The 15318-nt window shown below is 61.8% G+C and carries 15 protein-coding genes; 7 read left to right on the forward strand and 8 right to left on the reverse strand.

Annotated features, from left to right (window positions below; genetic code table 11):
* Positions 1-636, forward strand: a 636-nt coding sequence (locus tag ACINK1_RS14075; RefSeq protein WP_395760161.1) for a TIGR02186 family protein, incomplete at its 5' end; no start/stop codon positions are given.
* 10 nt (positions 637-646) lie between these two features.
* Here ACINK1_RS14075 and pdeM read toward each other — a convergent pair.
* From pdeM to ACINK1_RS14090, 3 genes are read right to left on the reverse strand one after another with little or no spacing between them, the layout of a single operon-like run.
* Positions 647-1375, reverse strand: coding sequence for a ligase-associated DNA damage response endonuclease PdeM (pdeM, locus tag ACINK1_RS14080; RefSeq protein ID WP_376802135.1), 729 nt, complete (start codon positions 1373-1375; stop codon positions 647-649).
* A complete protein-coding gene (locus ACINK1_RS14085; RefSeq protein WP_376802136.1) occupies positions 1372-3876 on the reverse strand; it encodes a ligase-associated DNA damage response DEXH box helicase in 2505 nt (834 codons plus the stop codon). The genes pdeM and ACINK1_RS14085 overlap by 4 nt, the downstream gene beginning before the upstream one ends.
* Positions 3877-3882: 6 nt before the next feature.
* Positions 3883-4815: a class I SAM-dependent methyltransferase gene (locus ACINK1_RS14090; RefSeq protein ID WP_376802137.1), complete on the reverse strand. Its 933-nt coding sequence runs from the start codon at positions 4813-4815 to the stop codon at positions 3883-3885.
* Between the two features lie 125 nt (positions 4816-4940).
* Here ACINK1_RS14090 and ACINK1_RS14095 point away from each other — a divergent pair, with 125 nt between their 5' ends.
* Together ACINK1_RS14095 and ACINK1_RS14100 are read left to right on the forward strand one after the other, a co-directional pair.
* Positions 4941-5210, forward strand: a complete 270-nt coding sequence (locus ACINK1_RS14095) for a DUF6460 domain-containing protein (RefSeq protein WP_376802138.1) — start codon at positions 4941-4943, stop codon at positions 5208-5210.
* On the forward strand, positions 5210-6544 hold the full coding sequence (locus ACINK1_RS14100; protein WP_376802139.1) for an MATE family efflux transporter: 1335 nt from the start codon (positions 5210-5212) through the stop codon (positions 6542-6544). Before ACINK1_RS14095 ends, ACINK1_RS14100 begins: the two co-directional genes overlap by 1 nt.
* 3 nt (positions 6545-6547) lie before the next feature.
* On the opposite strand, the gene ACINK1_RS14105 is transcribed toward ACINK1_RS14100, so the two are convergent.
* Positions 6548-7612, reverse strand: a complete 1065-nt coding sequence (locus ACINK1_RS14105) for a quinone-dependent dihydroorotate dehydrogenase (RefSeq protein WP_376802140.1) — start codon at positions 7610-7612, stop codon at positions 6548-6550.
* Between the two features lie 17 nt (positions 7613-7629).
* Positions 7630-7989, reverse strand: coding sequence for a DUF952 domain-containing protein (locus tag ACINK1_RS14110; protein ID WP_376802141.1), 360 nt, complete (start codon positions 7987-7989; stop codon positions 7630-7632).
* 186 nt (positions 7990-8175) lie between these two features.
* Here ACINK1_RS14110 and ACINK1_RS14115 point away from each other — a divergent pair, with 186 nt between their 5' ends.
* On the forward strand, positions 8176-8808 hold the full coding sequence (locus ACINK1_RS14115) for a helix-turn-helix transcriptional regulator (RefSeq protein ID WP_376802339.1): 633 nt from the start codon (positions 8176-8178) through the stop codon (positions 8806-8808).
* 128 nt (positions 8809-8936) lie between these two features.
* Complete coding sequence (locus ACINK1_RS14120) at positions 8937-10004, forward strand: energy transducer TonB (protein ID WP_376802142.1); 1068 nt, start codon at positions 8937-8939, stop codon at positions 10002-10004.
* Between the two features lie 7 nt (positions 10005-10011).
* Here the strand turns inward: ACINK1_RS14120 and ACINK1_RS14125 are convergent, their stop codons facing one another.
* The 3 genes from ACINK1_RS14125 to ACINK1_RS14135 all read right to left on the reverse strand — a co-directional run bounded on the left by ACINK1_RS14125 (position 10012) and on the right by ACINK1_RS14135 (position 13566).
* A complete protein-coding gene (locus tag ACINK1_RS14125) occupies positions 10012-11628 on the reverse strand; it encodes a lysine--tRNA ligase (RefSeq protein ID WP_376802143.1) in 1617 nt (538 codons plus the stop codon).
* A 133-nt stretch (positions 11629-11761) separates the two neighbouring features.
* A complete protein-coding gene (locus tag ACINK1_RS14130) occupies positions 11762-12622 on the reverse strand; it encodes a transporter substrate-binding domain-containing protein (protein WP_395760162.1) in 861 nt (286 codons plus the stop codon).
* A gap of 77 nt (positions 12623-12699) precedes the next feature.
* Positions 12700-13566 carry a LysR substrate-binding domain-containing protein gene (locus ACINK1_RS14135; RefSeq protein WP_376802145.1) on the reverse strand — a complete coding sequence of 289 codons (867 nt, stop codon included), beginning with the start codon at positions 13564-13566 and terminating at the stop codon, positions 12700-12702.
* A 188-nt stretch (positions 13567-13754) separates the two neighbouring features.
* On the opposite strand from ACINK1_RS14135, the gene ACINK1_RS14140 reads away from it, so the two are divergent.
* Both ACINK1_RS14140 and ACINK1_RS14145 read left to right on the forward strand, forming a co-directional pair.
* A complete protein-coding gene (locus ACINK1_RS14140) occupies positions 13755-14270 on the forward strand; it encodes a cupin domain-containing protein (protein ID WP_376802146.1) in 516 nt (171 codons plus the stop codon).
* Positions 14271-14396: 126 nt separating this feature from the next.
* A complete protein-coding gene (locus tag ACINK1_RS14145) occupies positions 14397-15311 on the forward strand; it encodes an EamA family transporter (protein ID WP_376802147.1) in 915 nt (304 codons plus the stop codon).
* Positions 15312-15318 lie beyond the last annotated feature (7 nt).

The raw sequence follows: 15318 nt of genomic DNA on the forward strand, positions 1-15318 counted from the left end.
GTGGCGATCACCGTGGTTGAGCGCGATGGCCAGAGCATCTCGCGCAGCGGTGCCTATGATGCGGTGGCGCTGATCCGCGGCCCGGAACGCACGCAGGTGACGCGCAGAAAAGTGCGTTGGGCCGGCCTGTGGGTCAATGGCCCTTCACGCACCTATGTGGGTGCGCCGACCTATTTTGCCGCCATTGCCAATCGGCCCTTTGCCGATATTGCGGGCGATGATCTGCGGGCCGAGCATAACATCGGCCTCGATTTTCTCAGGCTGTCGACACGCGGGCGGCTGCCGGGTGATGTGGACGACAAGGCGTTCCGCGACGCGTTCGTTGCGGCAAAACGCACGGACGGGCTTTATGTCGAGAGCGATCGGGGTGTCACCTTCATCAATGACACGGTGTTGCGCGCCAGTTTTCCGCTGCCGGCGAACACTCCTGTCGGTTCTTACAAAATCGACGTGTTGCTCTTGTCACAGGGCGCGATAGTGGCGCGCGGCGAGGCCTCCATTGACCTCGTCAAGGAAGGGTTCGAGGCCTCCGTTTTCCGCGCCTCTCGCGAGCAACCGCTGCTATACGGGCTGGCATCGGTTGTGCTGGCGATTGCCATGGGCTGGATGGCCGGTATCGTCTTCCGGCGCAATTGAAGTTGAGAGGCTAGCTGGCCACGGCCCGGCGCGTGCGCCCGAGCGCGACCGGATAGATGCTGCCGCCATCGAGCATATAGGCGATCAGTTTTTTCTCGTCGAACAGCCCGGAAAAGGCCTTGTGCCCGAGATCAAGCCCGCCGGCATAGGCGCCGAGCGCCGGCAGGACAGCGCGACGGCCATCACTCGCAACGCAGCGCCGTTTCAGCGTACCGGCACGCGTACGCAGGCGGGCGGCGGGATGGAGATGACCGGCAATCTCGAAGACCGCGCGCCCCGCCATCGGCTCATGGCGCAGTGTGATAGGCCCGAGGGCTGACTGGGTAACGAAATCCCCGCCAACCCCGGCGGGCGGCTGCGGGTCGTGATTGCCGGACACCCACAGCCAGTCACGGCCTGATTGCAGGTGGGCAAGCTGGCGCCGCTCCTCATCGCCAAGCCGGCTCGCGCCCTCGCCATCGTGAAAACTGTCGCCGAGGCAGACAACGCGCCTGGGCATGAGGCGTGTGATCATGCGAGCCAGAACCGCCAGCGTCGCTCCGCTGTCATAGGGCGGCACGAGGCGTCCGTGGCGCGCCAGTGATGAGCCTTTCTCGAGATGGAGATCGGCAACGATCAGCGAGGCTTCGGCAACATCAAACAGCCCGCCTTCCGCCACCACCAGGAACGAGCGCCCGGCAAGCATCGCTGGCAGGTCGCCTCCGGTGATTGCCTCTCGCAGCGGCGCAGGCGACGTCACCTTGTGGCATCCTCGACAAGCCGGGCGGCGGCCTGCCCGAGAACATCAGCGGCGGAGACGCCGGCAACGCTTTCGCGTCCGATATCAAGCAGGATCGGGACGGCCAAAGGCGACACCTGCGGCAGGATTTTAAGCACGATCCGTTCCCTCACCCGGGCCAGCATGTCGCCAAGCCGGCGAATGTCGAGGAGGCCGGTTGCCGCATCCGCGCGCGCGGCCTTCAGGAGGATGTGGTCGGGCTGGTGACTGCGCAGCACATCATAGATGAGGCCGGTTGAAATCGACATCTGCCGCCCCGTCTTTTCTTCCCCGATATGGCGGCGCTCGACCAGGCCCGAAATCATCGCGCAATGATGGAAGGTACGTCGCATCACACTCGATTCGTCAAGCCATGCGTCGAGATCATCCCCCAGCATGTCCTGATCAAAAAGTGTCGACAGCGACAGCCGTCCCGAACTCAGCTTATCGCCGACATCCCCCAGCATCCAGATCGCCAGAGCATAATCGCTGGCAACAAAGCCGAGCGGCCGGGCGCCTGCCCGCTCGAGCCGCCGCGTCAGCAGGACGCCAAGCGTCTGGTGCGCCAGTCGGCCTTCAAACGGATAACAGACGAGATAGTGGCGCGACTGTCTGGGAAAAATTTCGACCAGCAGATCGTCCTGTCCGGGCAGCACCGATTTGTCGCGTTGCAGCCCGAGCCATTCTTGCACTGGTTCTGGCAGGGCGGACCATGTGCCCGGATCGGCAACAAGTTTACGTACGCCGGCGGCAAGCGAGGTCGACAGGGGAAAACGCCCGCCGGCGTAGGTCGGAATTTTCGCATCAGGCGAGGCGCTGCGCGTCACCAGCGCCTCGCCTGCCGCCATGGCTTCGAAACGCAGGATTTCGCCGGCAAAAACAAACGTATCGCCGGCGACCAGCTGCTCGATGAAATATTCCTCGATATTGCCGAGCACCCGCCCGCCACGCGCTACCGACGTGCTAGCCTTGGCACGCCGCGCCAGCCGGCCGACAAGGCGCACCTTGATCGTGTCGCTCTCGATGATCGTGCCGACATTGAGACGATAGAGCTGGGCAAGGCGGGGATGCGTGAGGCGCAAACGCCCGTCAGGGAGTGCTTTGAGCCGGGCAAAGCGCTCATAACTCTTCAGTGCATAGCCACCGGTCGCCACAAAATCGACGAGGCGGTCGAAGTCCTGGCGCGGAAGCGCAGCATAGGGTGCTGCCGTCCGCACCTCCTTGTAGAGATCATCGGGGTGGAAGGGTCCGCCACAGGCAACACCCCAGATGTGCTGGGCCAGAACGTCAAGCCCGCCCTCGCGCGCCGTCGCCGCATCCTGCAAGCCCGCAGCAACAGCCTCCACCGCCGCCCGGCATTCCAGCACCTCGAAGCGGTTCGCCGGCACAAGCAACGCCTTGGATGGCTCGTCCAGCCGGTGATTGGCGCGGCCGATGCGCTGCGCCAGACGCGAGGCGCCCTTGGGCGCGCCGATGTGAATGACCAGATCAATGTCACCCCAGTCGATCCCCAGATCAAGCGTGGAGGTTGCAACGACAGCTTGCAGCCGGCCGGCCGCCATCGCCGCTTCGACGCGACGGCGCTGGCCGACATCGAGCGAGCCATGATGGAGCGCGATCGCCAGACTGTCCTCATTAAGCTCCCAAAGCCCTTGAAAAACCATCTCGGCCTGCGAGCGCGTGTTGACGAAGACAAGCGTCATGCGGTGGGATTTGATGGCGTCATAAACGCCGTCATAGGCCCAGCGCGCGGTATGGCCTGACCAGGGCAGTCGGTTGAGGCTGTGCTCGTGAATGGTGATCTTCGGCGGCGGGCCGCCGGAAAAGCGGAGGATGTCGGCTTGTGGCCGGCCTGACCCGCAACACGAAAGCCAGGCTTGCAAACTTTCCGGATCCGCGACAGTTGCCGAGAGGCCGGCGACCGACACGTGCGGCGCGATGGTGCGCAGCCGTGCCAGATCAAGCGCCAGCAGATCGCCGCGCTTGTTGGGGGCCAGCGCATGCACCTCGTCGAAGATCACGCGTTGCAGATCGGCAAACAGGAGTTGTGCTTCGCGCGATGCCAGCAGGAGCGCGACCTGTTCCGGTGTGGTGAGCAGAATATCCGGCGGATTAATGCGTTGGCGCTGTCGCCGGGCGGCCGGCGTGTCGCCGGTTCGCGTCTCATGGGTGATGGCAAGGTTCATCTCGGCAATCGGCCGCTCAAGATTGCGTGAGACATCGACCGCCAGCGCTTTCAATGGAGAAACATAAAGCGTGTGCAGGCGCTTTGCCCGCTTGGGGCGTTCGGCAAGGTCAACCAGGCTTGGCAGAAACCCGGCAAGCGTCTTGCCGGCGCCGGTTGGTGCGATCAGCAGCGCGTCCCTGTGATGGCGCGCTTTGTCGATCATGGCGAGCTGGTGGGTACGCGGTTCCCAGCCGCGTTCTGCAAACCAGGTTTCAAAGGCTGGCGGCAACAGGGAAAGGGGTTTCGTCTTGCGCACCTGGGTTCAGCTCTTCGCCCACACGCACAGTTCGCCCGGCACGTCGATGCCGCGATCCTGACGTGTAACTGCGGGGCTCGCGGCACGCACCGTGAAGCCCAGATGATGAGCCAGCTGCGCCAGATAGGTCGAGGCGTGGGCAAAGCGATAATCAGCGCCGAGGACCACACCGTCTCCCGCATGTGACTGAACCGTGAACGCAAGGACGCCGCCCGCCGCCAGACGATCGAAGATCGCCTGGAGTGTCGGGTAAAGCTCACCGAGATAGACGAAGACGTCGGCAGCGATCACGAGATCATATCCAGGTTGCAAGGACGACGCGGCGGGCGTTTGCAGGAGCGCTGTGAGATCACCGGCAATCAATTGGCGATAAAGCCCGCTATCGCGTGCCCGGCGCAGCATCCCCGGTGACAGGTCGATGCCATCGATGGCGGCGGCACGATCGGCGAAAGCGCGCGCGCCCAGCCCCGTGCCGCATCCAAGATCAAGCATCGCCGCGAAATGATGCCCGGGCAAGACCGCCTCCACCGCCTCCACCAGCAGGGAAGGCGCCCGGTAATTGAGCGCCCCCACCAGACTGTCCTCAAACCGCGCGGCATAGCCATCAAACAGGGCCTGCACATGGGCCGGCGGCAGATGGTCAGGCGTCTCGCCCCTCAATACCGCCAGGCGGGCGCCCGCACCCAGATGATCGACGGGATCGCTGACAAGTGCAGCACGCAGCGCCGCACACGCTTGTTCGATGTCCCCGCGCTTTGCCAATATCTCGCCCAGTGCGACATGGGCAGCCGCCCAGCCAGGGACAAGGTCGAGCGCCTGATGCAGCAGATCGCCGGCCCCTTGGTCATCGCCGCGCGCCATCAGCGCCAGCGCATAATCATAGCGCCGGTCGGCAAGAAGATTGCCGGACGACGAGTTGGGCGGGTAGACAGGGTTCATTGTGGTCTTGTAACCGATCAGGCGACGACGCCAAGCGCCTCTTGCCAAGCCCCCTCTTGCCAAGCCCCCTCTTGCCAAGCAGCGGGCACAACGCCACAACAGCGATGACAGCAAAGGAATAAGCCATGTCGGGCACGAATGTGAATGGATTTCTGGGTGGCTCGCCTGTCCGCGTCATTGTGCAGCTTGTGGTGCTGTCGCTGATCGTCGGCTTCGTCCTCAGCTATTTTGATTTAACCCCGCTCGACCTTCTCGATGTGATCAAGCGCAATATCATTCGCTTGTGGCGTACCGGCTTTGATGCGCTGGGCGAAATCGGCAACTGGCTCCTCGTCGGTGCTGTCGTTGTGGTGCCGATTTTTCTTGTCACGAGACTGTTTGCCTCGCGTCGCTGATGGCGCCTGACCCGCGCCCGGTCGAGGTCAGCCACCGCCGGGTGCTGGCGCTGGCGATCCCGATGACACTTGCCCATCTGACGACCCCGCTGGTGGGTTTCGTCGATCTCGCGGTGATTGGGCAACTGGGCGAGGCGCGGCTGATTGGCGCGGTGACGATTGGCGCCGTCCTGTTTGATTTTGTCTTCTGGCCCTTTGCCTTCCTGCGTATGGGGACAGCCGGGCTGACCGCGCAGGCGCTGGGAGCGGGCGATAGCGAAAGCCAGCGCATCATTCTGGTTCGTGCCCTGCTGCTCGGCCTCGTTTGCGCCTTTGCCCTGCTGCTCTTGTCGGTGTCGTTGCGCGAGGGTGGGCTTTGGCTCACCGGCGGCAGCCCAGATGTCCAGGAGGCAACCCGCGCCTATTTCTCCATCCGCGTCTGGTCGGCGCCCTTCGTCTTTGCCAATTACACGCTTCTGGGCTGGCTGATCGGCATGGGGCGGACCGGGCTTGGCCTCATCACCCAGATCATACTCAATATCAGCAACGCCGCGGGTGCGGCGCTCCTCACGCTTCATTTTCATTTGGGCGTCGAGGGGCTAGCGCTCGCCGCTGTCCTCAGCGAAATCGTTGGTACGATGGCCTGCGCCTATTTTGTCGTCAGACTGGTTGACCGGCGCCACGCGCTCAACTGGAAAGCCGTTCTGGAGCCCTCCAGCCTCGTCGCCCTGATGGCGATCAACGGCGACATCATGCTGCGCTCGCTGCTGCTCCTGGGCGGGTTTCTGTTCTTTACCCGCCAGGGCGCGGCGCAGGGCGATGTGACGGTGGCGGCAAACGGCTTGCTGATGAACCTGTTCCTGATCGGCGCCTATACGCTCGATGGCTTTGCAACCGCCGCTGAACAGCTTTGCGGCCAGGCGCTTGGCGCCCGCAACCTCGCCGCCTTCCGCGCCGCGACGACCCTGACCCGCTACTGGTCGCTTGGTTACGGTGTCCTCCTCGCTGTTGTTTTCTACCTTGCAGGGCCTGCGGTGATTGCGGCAATGACCGGCAATGAGGAGGTGCGGCTTGCCGCCGAAAGTGTGCTCCCCTTTGCCGCGTTGGCGCCGTTTGCCGGAGCATTGGCTTTCCAGCTCGACGGCGTTTTTATTGGTGCGACCTGGACGGCGGCGATGCGCAACATGATGGTGTTGAGCTTTGTCCTCTATATCGCCACCTTTGCGCTCATCGGCGGATGGCTCGGCAATGCCGGGCTGTGGCTGTCGCTGCTGGTCTTTCTGGGCGCCAGAGGGATCAGCCTGTTGTTTGCCTACCGGCGCGAATTCGCGCGCAGCTTCCACACCCTCGTGTGAAGGCTACATTGGCTCGCTTGCCCATGTCGCTGCCTCACCTCCCACGGCGTCAGCAAGCGTTGTATATCCACCAGCTGACAGGCGCGCCGTCACATGCGCCTTCATCTCGTCAAGAAGCGGCAGACCGCGATAGACAAGCCCGGTGTAGAGCTGGACGAGGCTGGCGCCGGCGCGAATCTTCGTCCAGGCCGCCATGCCGCTATCAACTCCGCCGCAGCCGATCAGGGGGGTCTTGTCGCCAAGCCGCATGCGCGCATGGGCAAGCAGGCGGGTTGAGCGCGCGAACAGCGGGCGACCCGACAGGCCACCGCTCTCGCTGCCAAGCCGGCGCTCGGCAAGGCCAGGGCGCGCAATCGTCGTATTGCTCAGGACGACGCCATCAACCGCGCGCCGGCGGACCACCGCGACGATGCCGTCAAGTTCAGCCTCGCTGATATCAGGCGCGATCTTGAGGAGCACAGGGCGGGCCAGCGCCGCCGTGTGGCGGGCCTCCATGACGCGTGCCATCAGGTCATCAAGGGCTGCCTCAGCCTGCAGATCGCGCAGTCCCGGCGTATTGGGCGAGGAGACGTTGACCGTAAAATAGTCGATCGATGGCGCCAGACGATGCACCAGCCGCACGTAGTCAAGGGTGCGGTCGGTGCTGTCCTTGTTGGCGCCGAGATTAGCACCGATAATACCGCCCTGGCGCTTGAGGCGCGCCAACCGCGCGGCAACTGCCTCCATGCCCTCATTGTTGAAACCAAGGCGGTTGATGAGCGCGCCGTCAGCCGGCAGGCGAAAGACGCGCGGGCGTGGATTGCCGCTCTGCGGGCGTGGCGTGACGCCGCCGATCTCGACATGGCCAAAGCCAAGCGCCAGCAGCGGGCGCGGCACTTCGGCATTCTTGTCAAACCCGGCCGCAACGCCAAAAGGATTGGCGAAGGAAAGGCCGAGGAGCGAAACAGCAAGCCGTGGATCATCCTTGACAGGGCAGGCAAGCGGCAGGGCTTTCAACGCCTCAAGCGACAGGCGATGGGCGGTCTCGGCTTCAAAAAGATGAAGGGCCGGCAAGGAAAGGGACGACATCGCCGAGAGAAAGCGTTTCACCGCACAGCCTCAAGGTCCGGCAACGCATGAGTTCCATCGCTGCGCAGCACCAGCGGCTTCACCCACAGGACGGCTGCCATCGTCAAAGGCGCGTAGAGATGAGGGAACATGTCGCCGCCGCGTGAGGGTTCATAGACGAGCTTGTCGCCCAGCTCATCGGCGTCGACAGCTATCAGCACCAGCCCGTCGAGGCCGGCATAATGGCGCTCCAGCGTCTCGCGCAATTGCGTCGCCGTCGAGAAATGAATGTAGCCGTCGCGCAGATCAACGCCGGCCCCGTTGAAACGCCCCGCGACTTCGGCATTGGCCCATGCGCCAAGCGTCGTGATCTTGAAGATGATGGCCGCGCGCTGCACCCTGTCGCTCCTTTTACCGTGTCGCCTTAGACCTGCCTTCGTCCTGATCGCAAGTCAAAGCTGGTTTGTCGCGCCGAATTCTCTGCCGGGCGGGTCTGGACGGGAGGTGTCAAAGAATTTATTCTCTATGTTCTAAGAAAACTATCCTTTATCACGTAGCCGACGCGAAGCGAGGGCTTGGTAATGATGTTGACGCATGGGCAGGTTTGGGCGGCGCTTGATGCGCTGGCTGATCGTCATCGGCTTTCGGCATCAGGGCTGGCGCGCAAGGCGGGGCTTGACGCCACGACGTTTAACCCCTCGAAACGTGTGTCGATCGACGGGCGCGAGCGCTGGCCGTCAACGGAATCGCTTGCCAAGGTGATGCAGGCAACCGGTACGAGCCTTGAGGAATTCGTCGCCTTTGTCGAAGGCAGTTACGGCGTGCCCACACAACGGCCCTTGCCGCTGATTGGCTTTGCGCAGGCCGGCGCCGGCGGGTTTTTTGACGATGGCGGATTTCCGACAGGGGGTGGCTGGGACGAGATCAACTTTCCAGCCTCCGTCCAGGGCACGGTCTATGCGCTGGAGATCACAGGTGATTCCATGTTGCCGCTCTACCGCGATGGTGATCGCATCATCGTCGCGCCGGGTGAGCCGGTGCGCCGCGGTGACCGGGTCGTGGCCAAGACCAATGCGGGAGAAATCATGGCCAAGATCCTGCTGCGGCGCACCGCCAAGCTGGTCGAGCTTGCCTCCCTCAACCCCAGCCATCCGGTGCGCACGCTGGACGCGCAGGATGTCGAATGGATCGCCCGCATTCTGTGGGCCAGCCAGTAACGCCACCGGCTCGAAGGGTGGCCATCGATCCGCCATGGCTTTCGTCCAGGGCTGTGATCGGCTAAGAGCGCCCCTCCGTCCCATCTCGTCGGTGGATGGAGCGATTAGGGTGGATGTGACGTGTCATCATGAATGTCAGGCAGGCAGGGCTGGACGCCATACGCCCCAACACGCAGATGCGCCTCTTTGCGCGGGCTGACATCGAGCGCCTCGCGTTCTGGCCGCTGCTGATGGCCTTGCTCATTCATCTTGCCTTCTTTCTGCCGCTGCCTTTTCCTGCCGCAAGCCAGCGCACAAGCGTCCCGCCTGCTGAAGCGCTTGACGTCGATGTGATCGACAATAAATCACCCGCAAGCACCGACAAGGCGGAGAAGGACCAGGCCGAGCCGGTGACGCCTCCACCCGGCCCGCCCATCCCCGACGCTGCCCCCACACCCCCTCCGGCACCTGCGGCAGACCCGCCGATCGCGGAAAAAGGACCACCGCCGCCTGATCAGTTTCCTGCTGCCAGTGACAAGCCTGCCGATGCGGGCAAGGCCACGCCTGAAGCGGTCTCCCCGCCACAACCAGACCCCCCGGCGCAAGAACCCGCCAAGGCGGACACGCCGCCGGCGGTGGCGCCTGCGCCGTCTCCTCTTCCTCTGCTGGAAAGCCAGGCGGGCGAAACGCCTGCAGCCGCAGCCCCACAGCCTTTGCCGGCAAAGCCGGTTAAACCGGCGCCGAAAACCGAAGCTGTCAGGCCCGAACCTGTCAGGCCCGCACCACCCAAAGTTGAGCGCAACCAAACCACCGCAAAGCCGCAACCGCCACGCCAGACGGCCGAGCAGCGGCACGAGGACAGCATCTCAACCGTGCCTGCCCCGCAACCATCGAGGCAGCCGCCGGCGCGCTCGCTTCAAGACGACCAGCCCTCGATCGGTTACATCCGCCAGGTGGCGGCGTTTCTCAACAGGGTCAAGACATACCCCGAGAAAGCCCGTGCTGCCGGTCAGCAGGGTGTCGTTGTCGTCCGCTTCACCATCTCGCGGGCCGGACAGGTTGGCTCCATCAATGTCCTGCGCTCGTCCGGCAGCGAGGCGCTGGACGAGGCAGGGCTGGCGCTCGTGCGTCGCGCCGCGCCCTTTCCCCCGCTGCCGGATGATTTTAGCGGTCCGCTGCTGACGTTGACGTTACCGCTCAGCTTTGGCCTGCGCTGACATTATGTCAGCTTGTTTTGGCCAGCGCCCCATCGATCAGCTTGAGGGTGTTGGCAACGCCGTACATGGCAACAAACGTGCCGAAACGCGGCCCCTTCTCCTGCCCGAGCAGGACTTGATAGAGCATGTTGAACCAGTCGAGCTTGACGCCGACCGACCCGTCTTTCTGCGTCGTCGTATAGGGTTCGCGACGGCCGATGTCGTAGATGACGGTCTGGATCGATTCAGGCGTCGCCCCGGCGGGCAAACCGGCAAGCGCCAGGCGCAGATCGCCAAGCGCCGCGCGCTCGGCAGCATCGGGGTGACGGTGCTTTTTCGTCGGCAGAATGAAATCGTGATAATAGCGGATGGCGTAGTCGATTTCGCGCGCCAGTGCCGGATGGCTGTCAGGCGTCACGCCCGGCAGGTAATGGCCGACAAACCCCCACAGGACCTCCGCCTTGTCGGCGTTCGAGGCCGCCACCAGGTTCATCAGCATGCTGAAGCTCACCGGCGATGACGATGACGGCGGCGCCCCGGAATGGATATGCCAGACCGGGTTGCCGAGCTTCTGTTTCGCGTCCTGGCGCGGATAGGCGTCAAGGAATTGCTGATACTCGTCGACATGGCGCGGGATGACGTCGAAAAAGAGCCGCTTGGCGGCTTTTGGTTCGCGGTACATGAACAGCGACAGGCTTTGCGGCGAGGCATAGGACAGCCAGTCGTCGATCGTCAGCCCATTGCCCTTGGACTTCGATATCTTGCGTCCCTCCTCATCGAGAAAGAGCTCGTAATTGAAGCCTTCGGGCGCCCTGCCGCCAAGCGCCTGGCAGATGCGCGAGGACAGCTTCACCGATTCGATGAGGTCCTTGCCGGCCATTTCATAATCAACGCCAAGCGCATACCAGCGCAGCGCCCAGTCGGCTTTCCACTGGCACTTGACCGCGCCGCCCGTCACCGTCGTCGTTACCTCCGCGCCGCTGTCAGGGTCAGTATAGGTGATGGTGCCGGCTTTGACATCACGAGCAATCATCGGCACCTGCAACACGATACCGCTAGTCGGTGAAATCGGCAGGAAAGGCGAGTAGGTTGCCCGCCGCTCCGGGCCGAGCGTCGGCAGGATGATCGCCATCACCTCGTCATAGACCTCAAGAAGCCGCACCAGCGCCTTGTCGAAGGCGCCCGACATGTAGGTATCGGTCGCGCTGAGGAATTCGTAGTCAAAGCCGAAAGCATCAAGAAAGCCCATGAGGCGCGCATTGTTGGCGGCGCCAAATGACGGATGCTCGTTTGAAAACGGGTCAGGAATGCGGCTCAGCGGCTTGCCGAGATAGGCCTCCATCATGTCCCGGTTAGGGACGTTCTCCGGCACCTTGCGCAGGCCGTCCATGTCGTCGGAAAAGCAGATGAGGCGGGTCGCGATCTTGTCGTCGGTCAGGACACGGAAGGCGTGGCGCACCATCGAGGTGCGCGCCACTTCGCCGAATGTGCCGATATGCGGCAGACCGGAGGGACCGTAGCCGGTTTCGAAGATGACACGCTCTTTCGGCTGTTTGGCGAGGCGGGCGATGATCTTTCGCGCTTCCTGGAACGGCCAGGCGGCGCTGTCCTCGGCGGCATTGCGTAGGTCATCGGCAATCAACATTCTCAACTCCACTGCGGGTGGCGGAACCTAGGCCATGTTTCGCAAAAGAAAAATGATTTTCCGAGGGGGGGTCACCTCGCTCGGCTGACGCCACCCCCGGCAAGACATCTGCGGCAAAACGCTACGGCGCGTCTCAATAAAGGCTGATTGGAAACCAGCGCAGATAAATTTCGGAATAGACGCCTCGCTCGGCCAAGCGCAGCAAAGCGTGATCAAATGCCTGGCGCAGCGCACTCGCCCCGTTGTGGAACACGATGGCATAGCCTTCGCCGAAGAACCGGCTTTCATCAAAGGCACCGCCGCGGAAGGTGCAGCAATTGTCCGAAGCGGTGCCGTTAATCCAGAACGACAAGCTGACGGCATCGCCAAATACCGCCTCGACCTCGCCTTTTTTCAACGCGTCCCGTGCCAGCTGGGCCGTCGGGTAGGGCTTGAGGTTTGATTCTTTGTAATAGAAGCCGAGGAAGGCAGCATGGGCCGATCCGGCAATCACGCCGATATTTTTGCCACGAAGCCCTTCGCCATCAGTTGCAAACGCCTCACTGGCGCGGCGAACCACGAAGCGGGCGGGATTGTGCAGATAGACATCGCCGACATCCATGTCGCGCCTGAGCGCCGGCGTCAGCGCCAGCCCGGCGATGGCGGCGTCAGCCTGCTTGTCACGAATAGCCGGCAGGAGCGTGTCGAAGCCGCGCGCCTGGATCGTACAGCGCAGCGTCAGTTCAAGGCAGGCGGCCTGAACAAGTTCGACGTTAAAGCCTGTCAGCTCGTTTTGAGCGTTGAGAAAATTGAAGGGCGGGTGATCCGGCGCGGTAAGAAAGCGCACGGTACCGGTGAAACCCGCGAGATTGGGTCTTTCGATGCGCCGCTGGGGGTCCCAGTAATGAGGGACGGCAAGCGTCGCAGCTTGTTCATCGCCATGAGCCGGGCTCCAGGGTGACAATAGTGGGCCAGCCAGGATGGCGAGCATCGGTAAAAGAAGAAATCTTGTCATTGTCAAACTTCTAGCCGCAAACCCCGGGCGGTGAAACAGGCTCTGGGTGGCGACAGGCGCCATCACGCGAGAGCCGCCTATCGCCGCAACTCCATGGAAATCTCATTGGCAAGAAAATCGACCAGCGCGCCTTGCAGCGGCGCTTTGCTGCGTTTGAGGGCAAGGACGAGCGGCTCGATCATCGGCATCCCATCCGCCTCATCGAGGATCAACAGATCAGGCGGTACCGAACAGCGGGCGATCGGCGCAGCGGCGAGTCCGGCGCGCACCGGCGTCAGCACCCCCGACAGGCTGGGGCTCGAATAGGCAACCTTGTGCGGCAATTGCGCCTTCACGCAGGCATCAAGCGCCAGCTGGCGGGCCAGGCACCCGGGCTGAAAGAGAGCGAGAGGCATCGTCGGTTCGCGCCGCAATATCTCGCGACTGGCGCACACCCAGACGATCGGTTCGCTGCGCAGGACTTCCGAATCGCGATCGTCAGGCCGTTTGGTCACGACCGCCAGATCGATCTTGCTGCGCTCGATAAGCTGGTTGAGCGCTTCGCTGGGCTCGCAGGTAAGCTCGACTTCCGCCTCGGGATAAACCGACGCGAAGCGGTCGAGAACATTCGGCAGCAGCGTATTGAGATAATCGTCAGGAGTGCCAAAGCGGATGCGATGAGGGCCGCCAGCCGCCGCCATCGAGTTCCACAGGCTGTCATTGATCTGCAGAATGCGTCTGGCGTGCGTCAGCAGCACTTCGCCGCGGGCGGTCAACCGTTTGCGCCGGCCGTGCACCTGAAACAGAGCCGCCGGCGCAAACAGCGCTTCCAGCCTGGTCATCTGCATGCTGATCGCCGACGGGGTTCGGCCGATGCGCTGGGCGGCGGCTGAGAAACTCCCCGTCTCTACAATAGCGACAAAGGCTTCCAGCAACAGCGGATCGATCTTGCGCAGGGTGCTCATGATACCAACAGTTCAGATTGATTGAATTCAACATAAATATTATTCAATTGAAAATCAAATAGCAATCCTCTTAATTTATATCGAAACAAGTAGATATTATAATGATACGCGAGCGTAAAACATCAATAAATAAAAATAAGCAAGAGTATACATCATTAATCAGTCAAACGGCAAAGAAGGATCATCGTATGAGCAATCAATTCGCCTTCAAGCAAAACGTCTTCAAGCAATTCGCCAATGGCGATTTCTACCGAGCGAGTTCAAAGAATTTTCCTGTGCTCAAAGGGCTGGCCGTTCAGGCGCTTGAGCTTGAGGCCCATGCGGTGCGCGAACCGCACACCCATCCCAACGCCCACCAGCTCGATTTCTGCGTCAGCGGCGTTGGTCGCGTCGGCATTGTCGGCCCGGAGGGGGAGACGCATTATCTTGATCTCAAGCCCGGTGATATCTCGTTCGTGCCGCAGGGCTATCTCCACTGGATTGAAAACCTCGGGGAAGAACGGCTGAGCTTCCTCGTCGTGCTGTCGCATGAAGAGCCGCAGACCATTGAGTTTTCCGAAATGATGAGCGGCGTGCCGAACGCGACGCTGGCCAAAATGTACAATCTTCCCGAGCGCGTCTTTGCCGCCATCCCCGAGAAAACCGTCATCATCGGCGGCCCCAAGGCAGACCCGCGCGACCGCATCATGACGGCGGCCGAGTAATAGAGCGCACATGGCTGAACCCGCCCCGCCCCCGTCGCTCGCGGCGGTCATCATGTGCCTCACCAACCCGGACGGTATCGTCCGGGTTGAACTTTTGGCACTGGCAGCAGGGCAACGGTTCGGCTGATGGCGTGGCGGGAATCCCTTCTGCTGATCTTCGTTACCTTTGTGTGGGGCTTGAATTTCGTCGTCATCAAGCTGGGGCTGAGCGATCTCCCGCCACTGCTGTTTCTGGCCCTGCGCTTTTTTGTTTGCGCCCTGCCGGTTCTCTTTGGCGTCAGGCGTCCGGCCATCGGCCTGGGTCAAATCGTGCTTCTCGGGGGCGTGTTTGGCATCGGCGTGTTCGGCTGCCTGTTTCTTGGCATCTATTTTGGCCTGCCGGCCGGTATCGCTGCGGTTGCCATGCAGTCGCAGGTGTTTTTCACGATCATGATTGCCGTCACGTTTCTCGCCGAGCGTATCACGCGCACCGGTTGCGTTGCTGTTGCTTGCGGGTTCCTTGGGATGGCCTTGTTGCTGGCAGACGGGCTCCAGGCATCGACGGCGCTCGGCATGGCTTGCATTCTTGCCGGTGCCGTTTGTTGGGGTGTTTTCAACAACCTCCTCAAAATGCACAAGGACATACCCATGTTCGATATTCTGACATGGATCAGCCTCGTCCCGGTTGTTCCCTTTCTGCTGGCGTCATGTCTGTTTGAAAATCCCGTCGCCGCGCTGACGACGCACATCAACACGAATTCGGTTCTTTCGGTTCTGTATACGTCGATAATATCGACATTATTTGCATACTATATATGGGGATCATTAATACAGAAGCGAGGATCACTCTATATAGCACCGTTTGCATTACTTATACCAGTTTTTGGCGTTATTTTATCGTACATTGTATTTGGAGAACAAATAGATAATACGGAATTAATAGGAATAATATTTATTGTATGTGGTTTGATTATCATGAATATAGGCAATTTCTTACACGCGAACGTCAATTTAAAATCGGCAGAAAATTTACGAAATACTGTGCGCGGTTTCAGAAGATAACGGGAAC

The organism is Raskinella chloraquaticus (SeqCode) (genome assembly GCF_021731865.1).
In the GTDB taxonomy this organism is placed as follows: Bacteria; Pseudomonadota; Alphaproteobacteria; order Rhizobiales; family UBA4765; genus Raskinella; species Raskinella chloraquaticus.

What these genes read in the sequence shown, in the direction of transcription:
- ACINK1_RS14090 (WP_376802137.1), bottom strand. Translation starts at nt 4,815, where the DNA reads ATGAACCCTGTCTACCCGCCCAACTCGTCGTCCGGCAATCTTCTTGCC.
- ACINK1_RS14095 (WP_376802138.1), top strand. Translation starts at nt 4,941, where the DNA reads ATGTCGGGCACGAATGTGAATGGATTTCTGGGTGGCTCGCCTGTCCGC.
- ACINK1_RS14100 (WP_376802139.1), top strand. Translation starts at nt 5,210, where the DNA reads ATGGCGCCTGACCCGCGCCCGGTCGAGGTCAGCCACCGCCGGGTGCTG.
- ACINK1_RS14105 (WP_376802140.1), bottom strand. Translation starts at nt 7,612, where the DNA reads ATGTCGTCCCTTTCCTTGCCGGCCCTTCATCTTTTTGAAGCCGAGACC.
- ACINK1_RS14115 (WP_376802339.1), top strand. Translation starts at nt 8,176, where the DNA reads ATGTTGACGCATGGGCAGGTTTGGGCGGCGCTTGATGCGCTGGCTGAT.
- ACINK1_RS14120 (WP_376802142.1), top strand. Translation starts at nt 8,937, where the DNA reads ATGAATGTCAGGCAGGCAGGGCTGGACGCCATACGCCCCAACACGCAG.
- ACINK1_RS14125 (WP_376802143.1), bottom strand. Translation starts at nt 11,628, where the DNA reads ATGTTGATTGCCGATGACCTACGCAATGCCGCCGAGGACAGCGCCGCC.
- ACINK1_RS14130 (WP_395760162.1), bottom strand. Translation starts at nt 12,622, where the DNA reads ATGACAAGATTTCTTCTTTTACCGATGCTCGCCATCCTGGCTGGCCCA.
- ACINK1_RS14135 (WP_376802145.1), bottom strand. Translation starts at nt 13,566, where the DNA reads ATGAGCACCCTGCGCAAGATCGATCCGCTGTTGCTGGAAGCCTTTGTC.
- ACINK1_RS14140 (WP_376802146.1), top strand. Translation starts at nt 13,755, where the DNA reads ATGAGCAATCAATTCGCCTTCAAGCAAAACGTCTTCAAGCAATTCGCC.
- ACINK1_RS14145 (WP_376802147.1), top strand. Translation starts at nt 14,397, where the DNA reads ATGGCGTGGCGGGAATCCCTTCTGCTGATCTTCGTTACCTTTGTGTGG.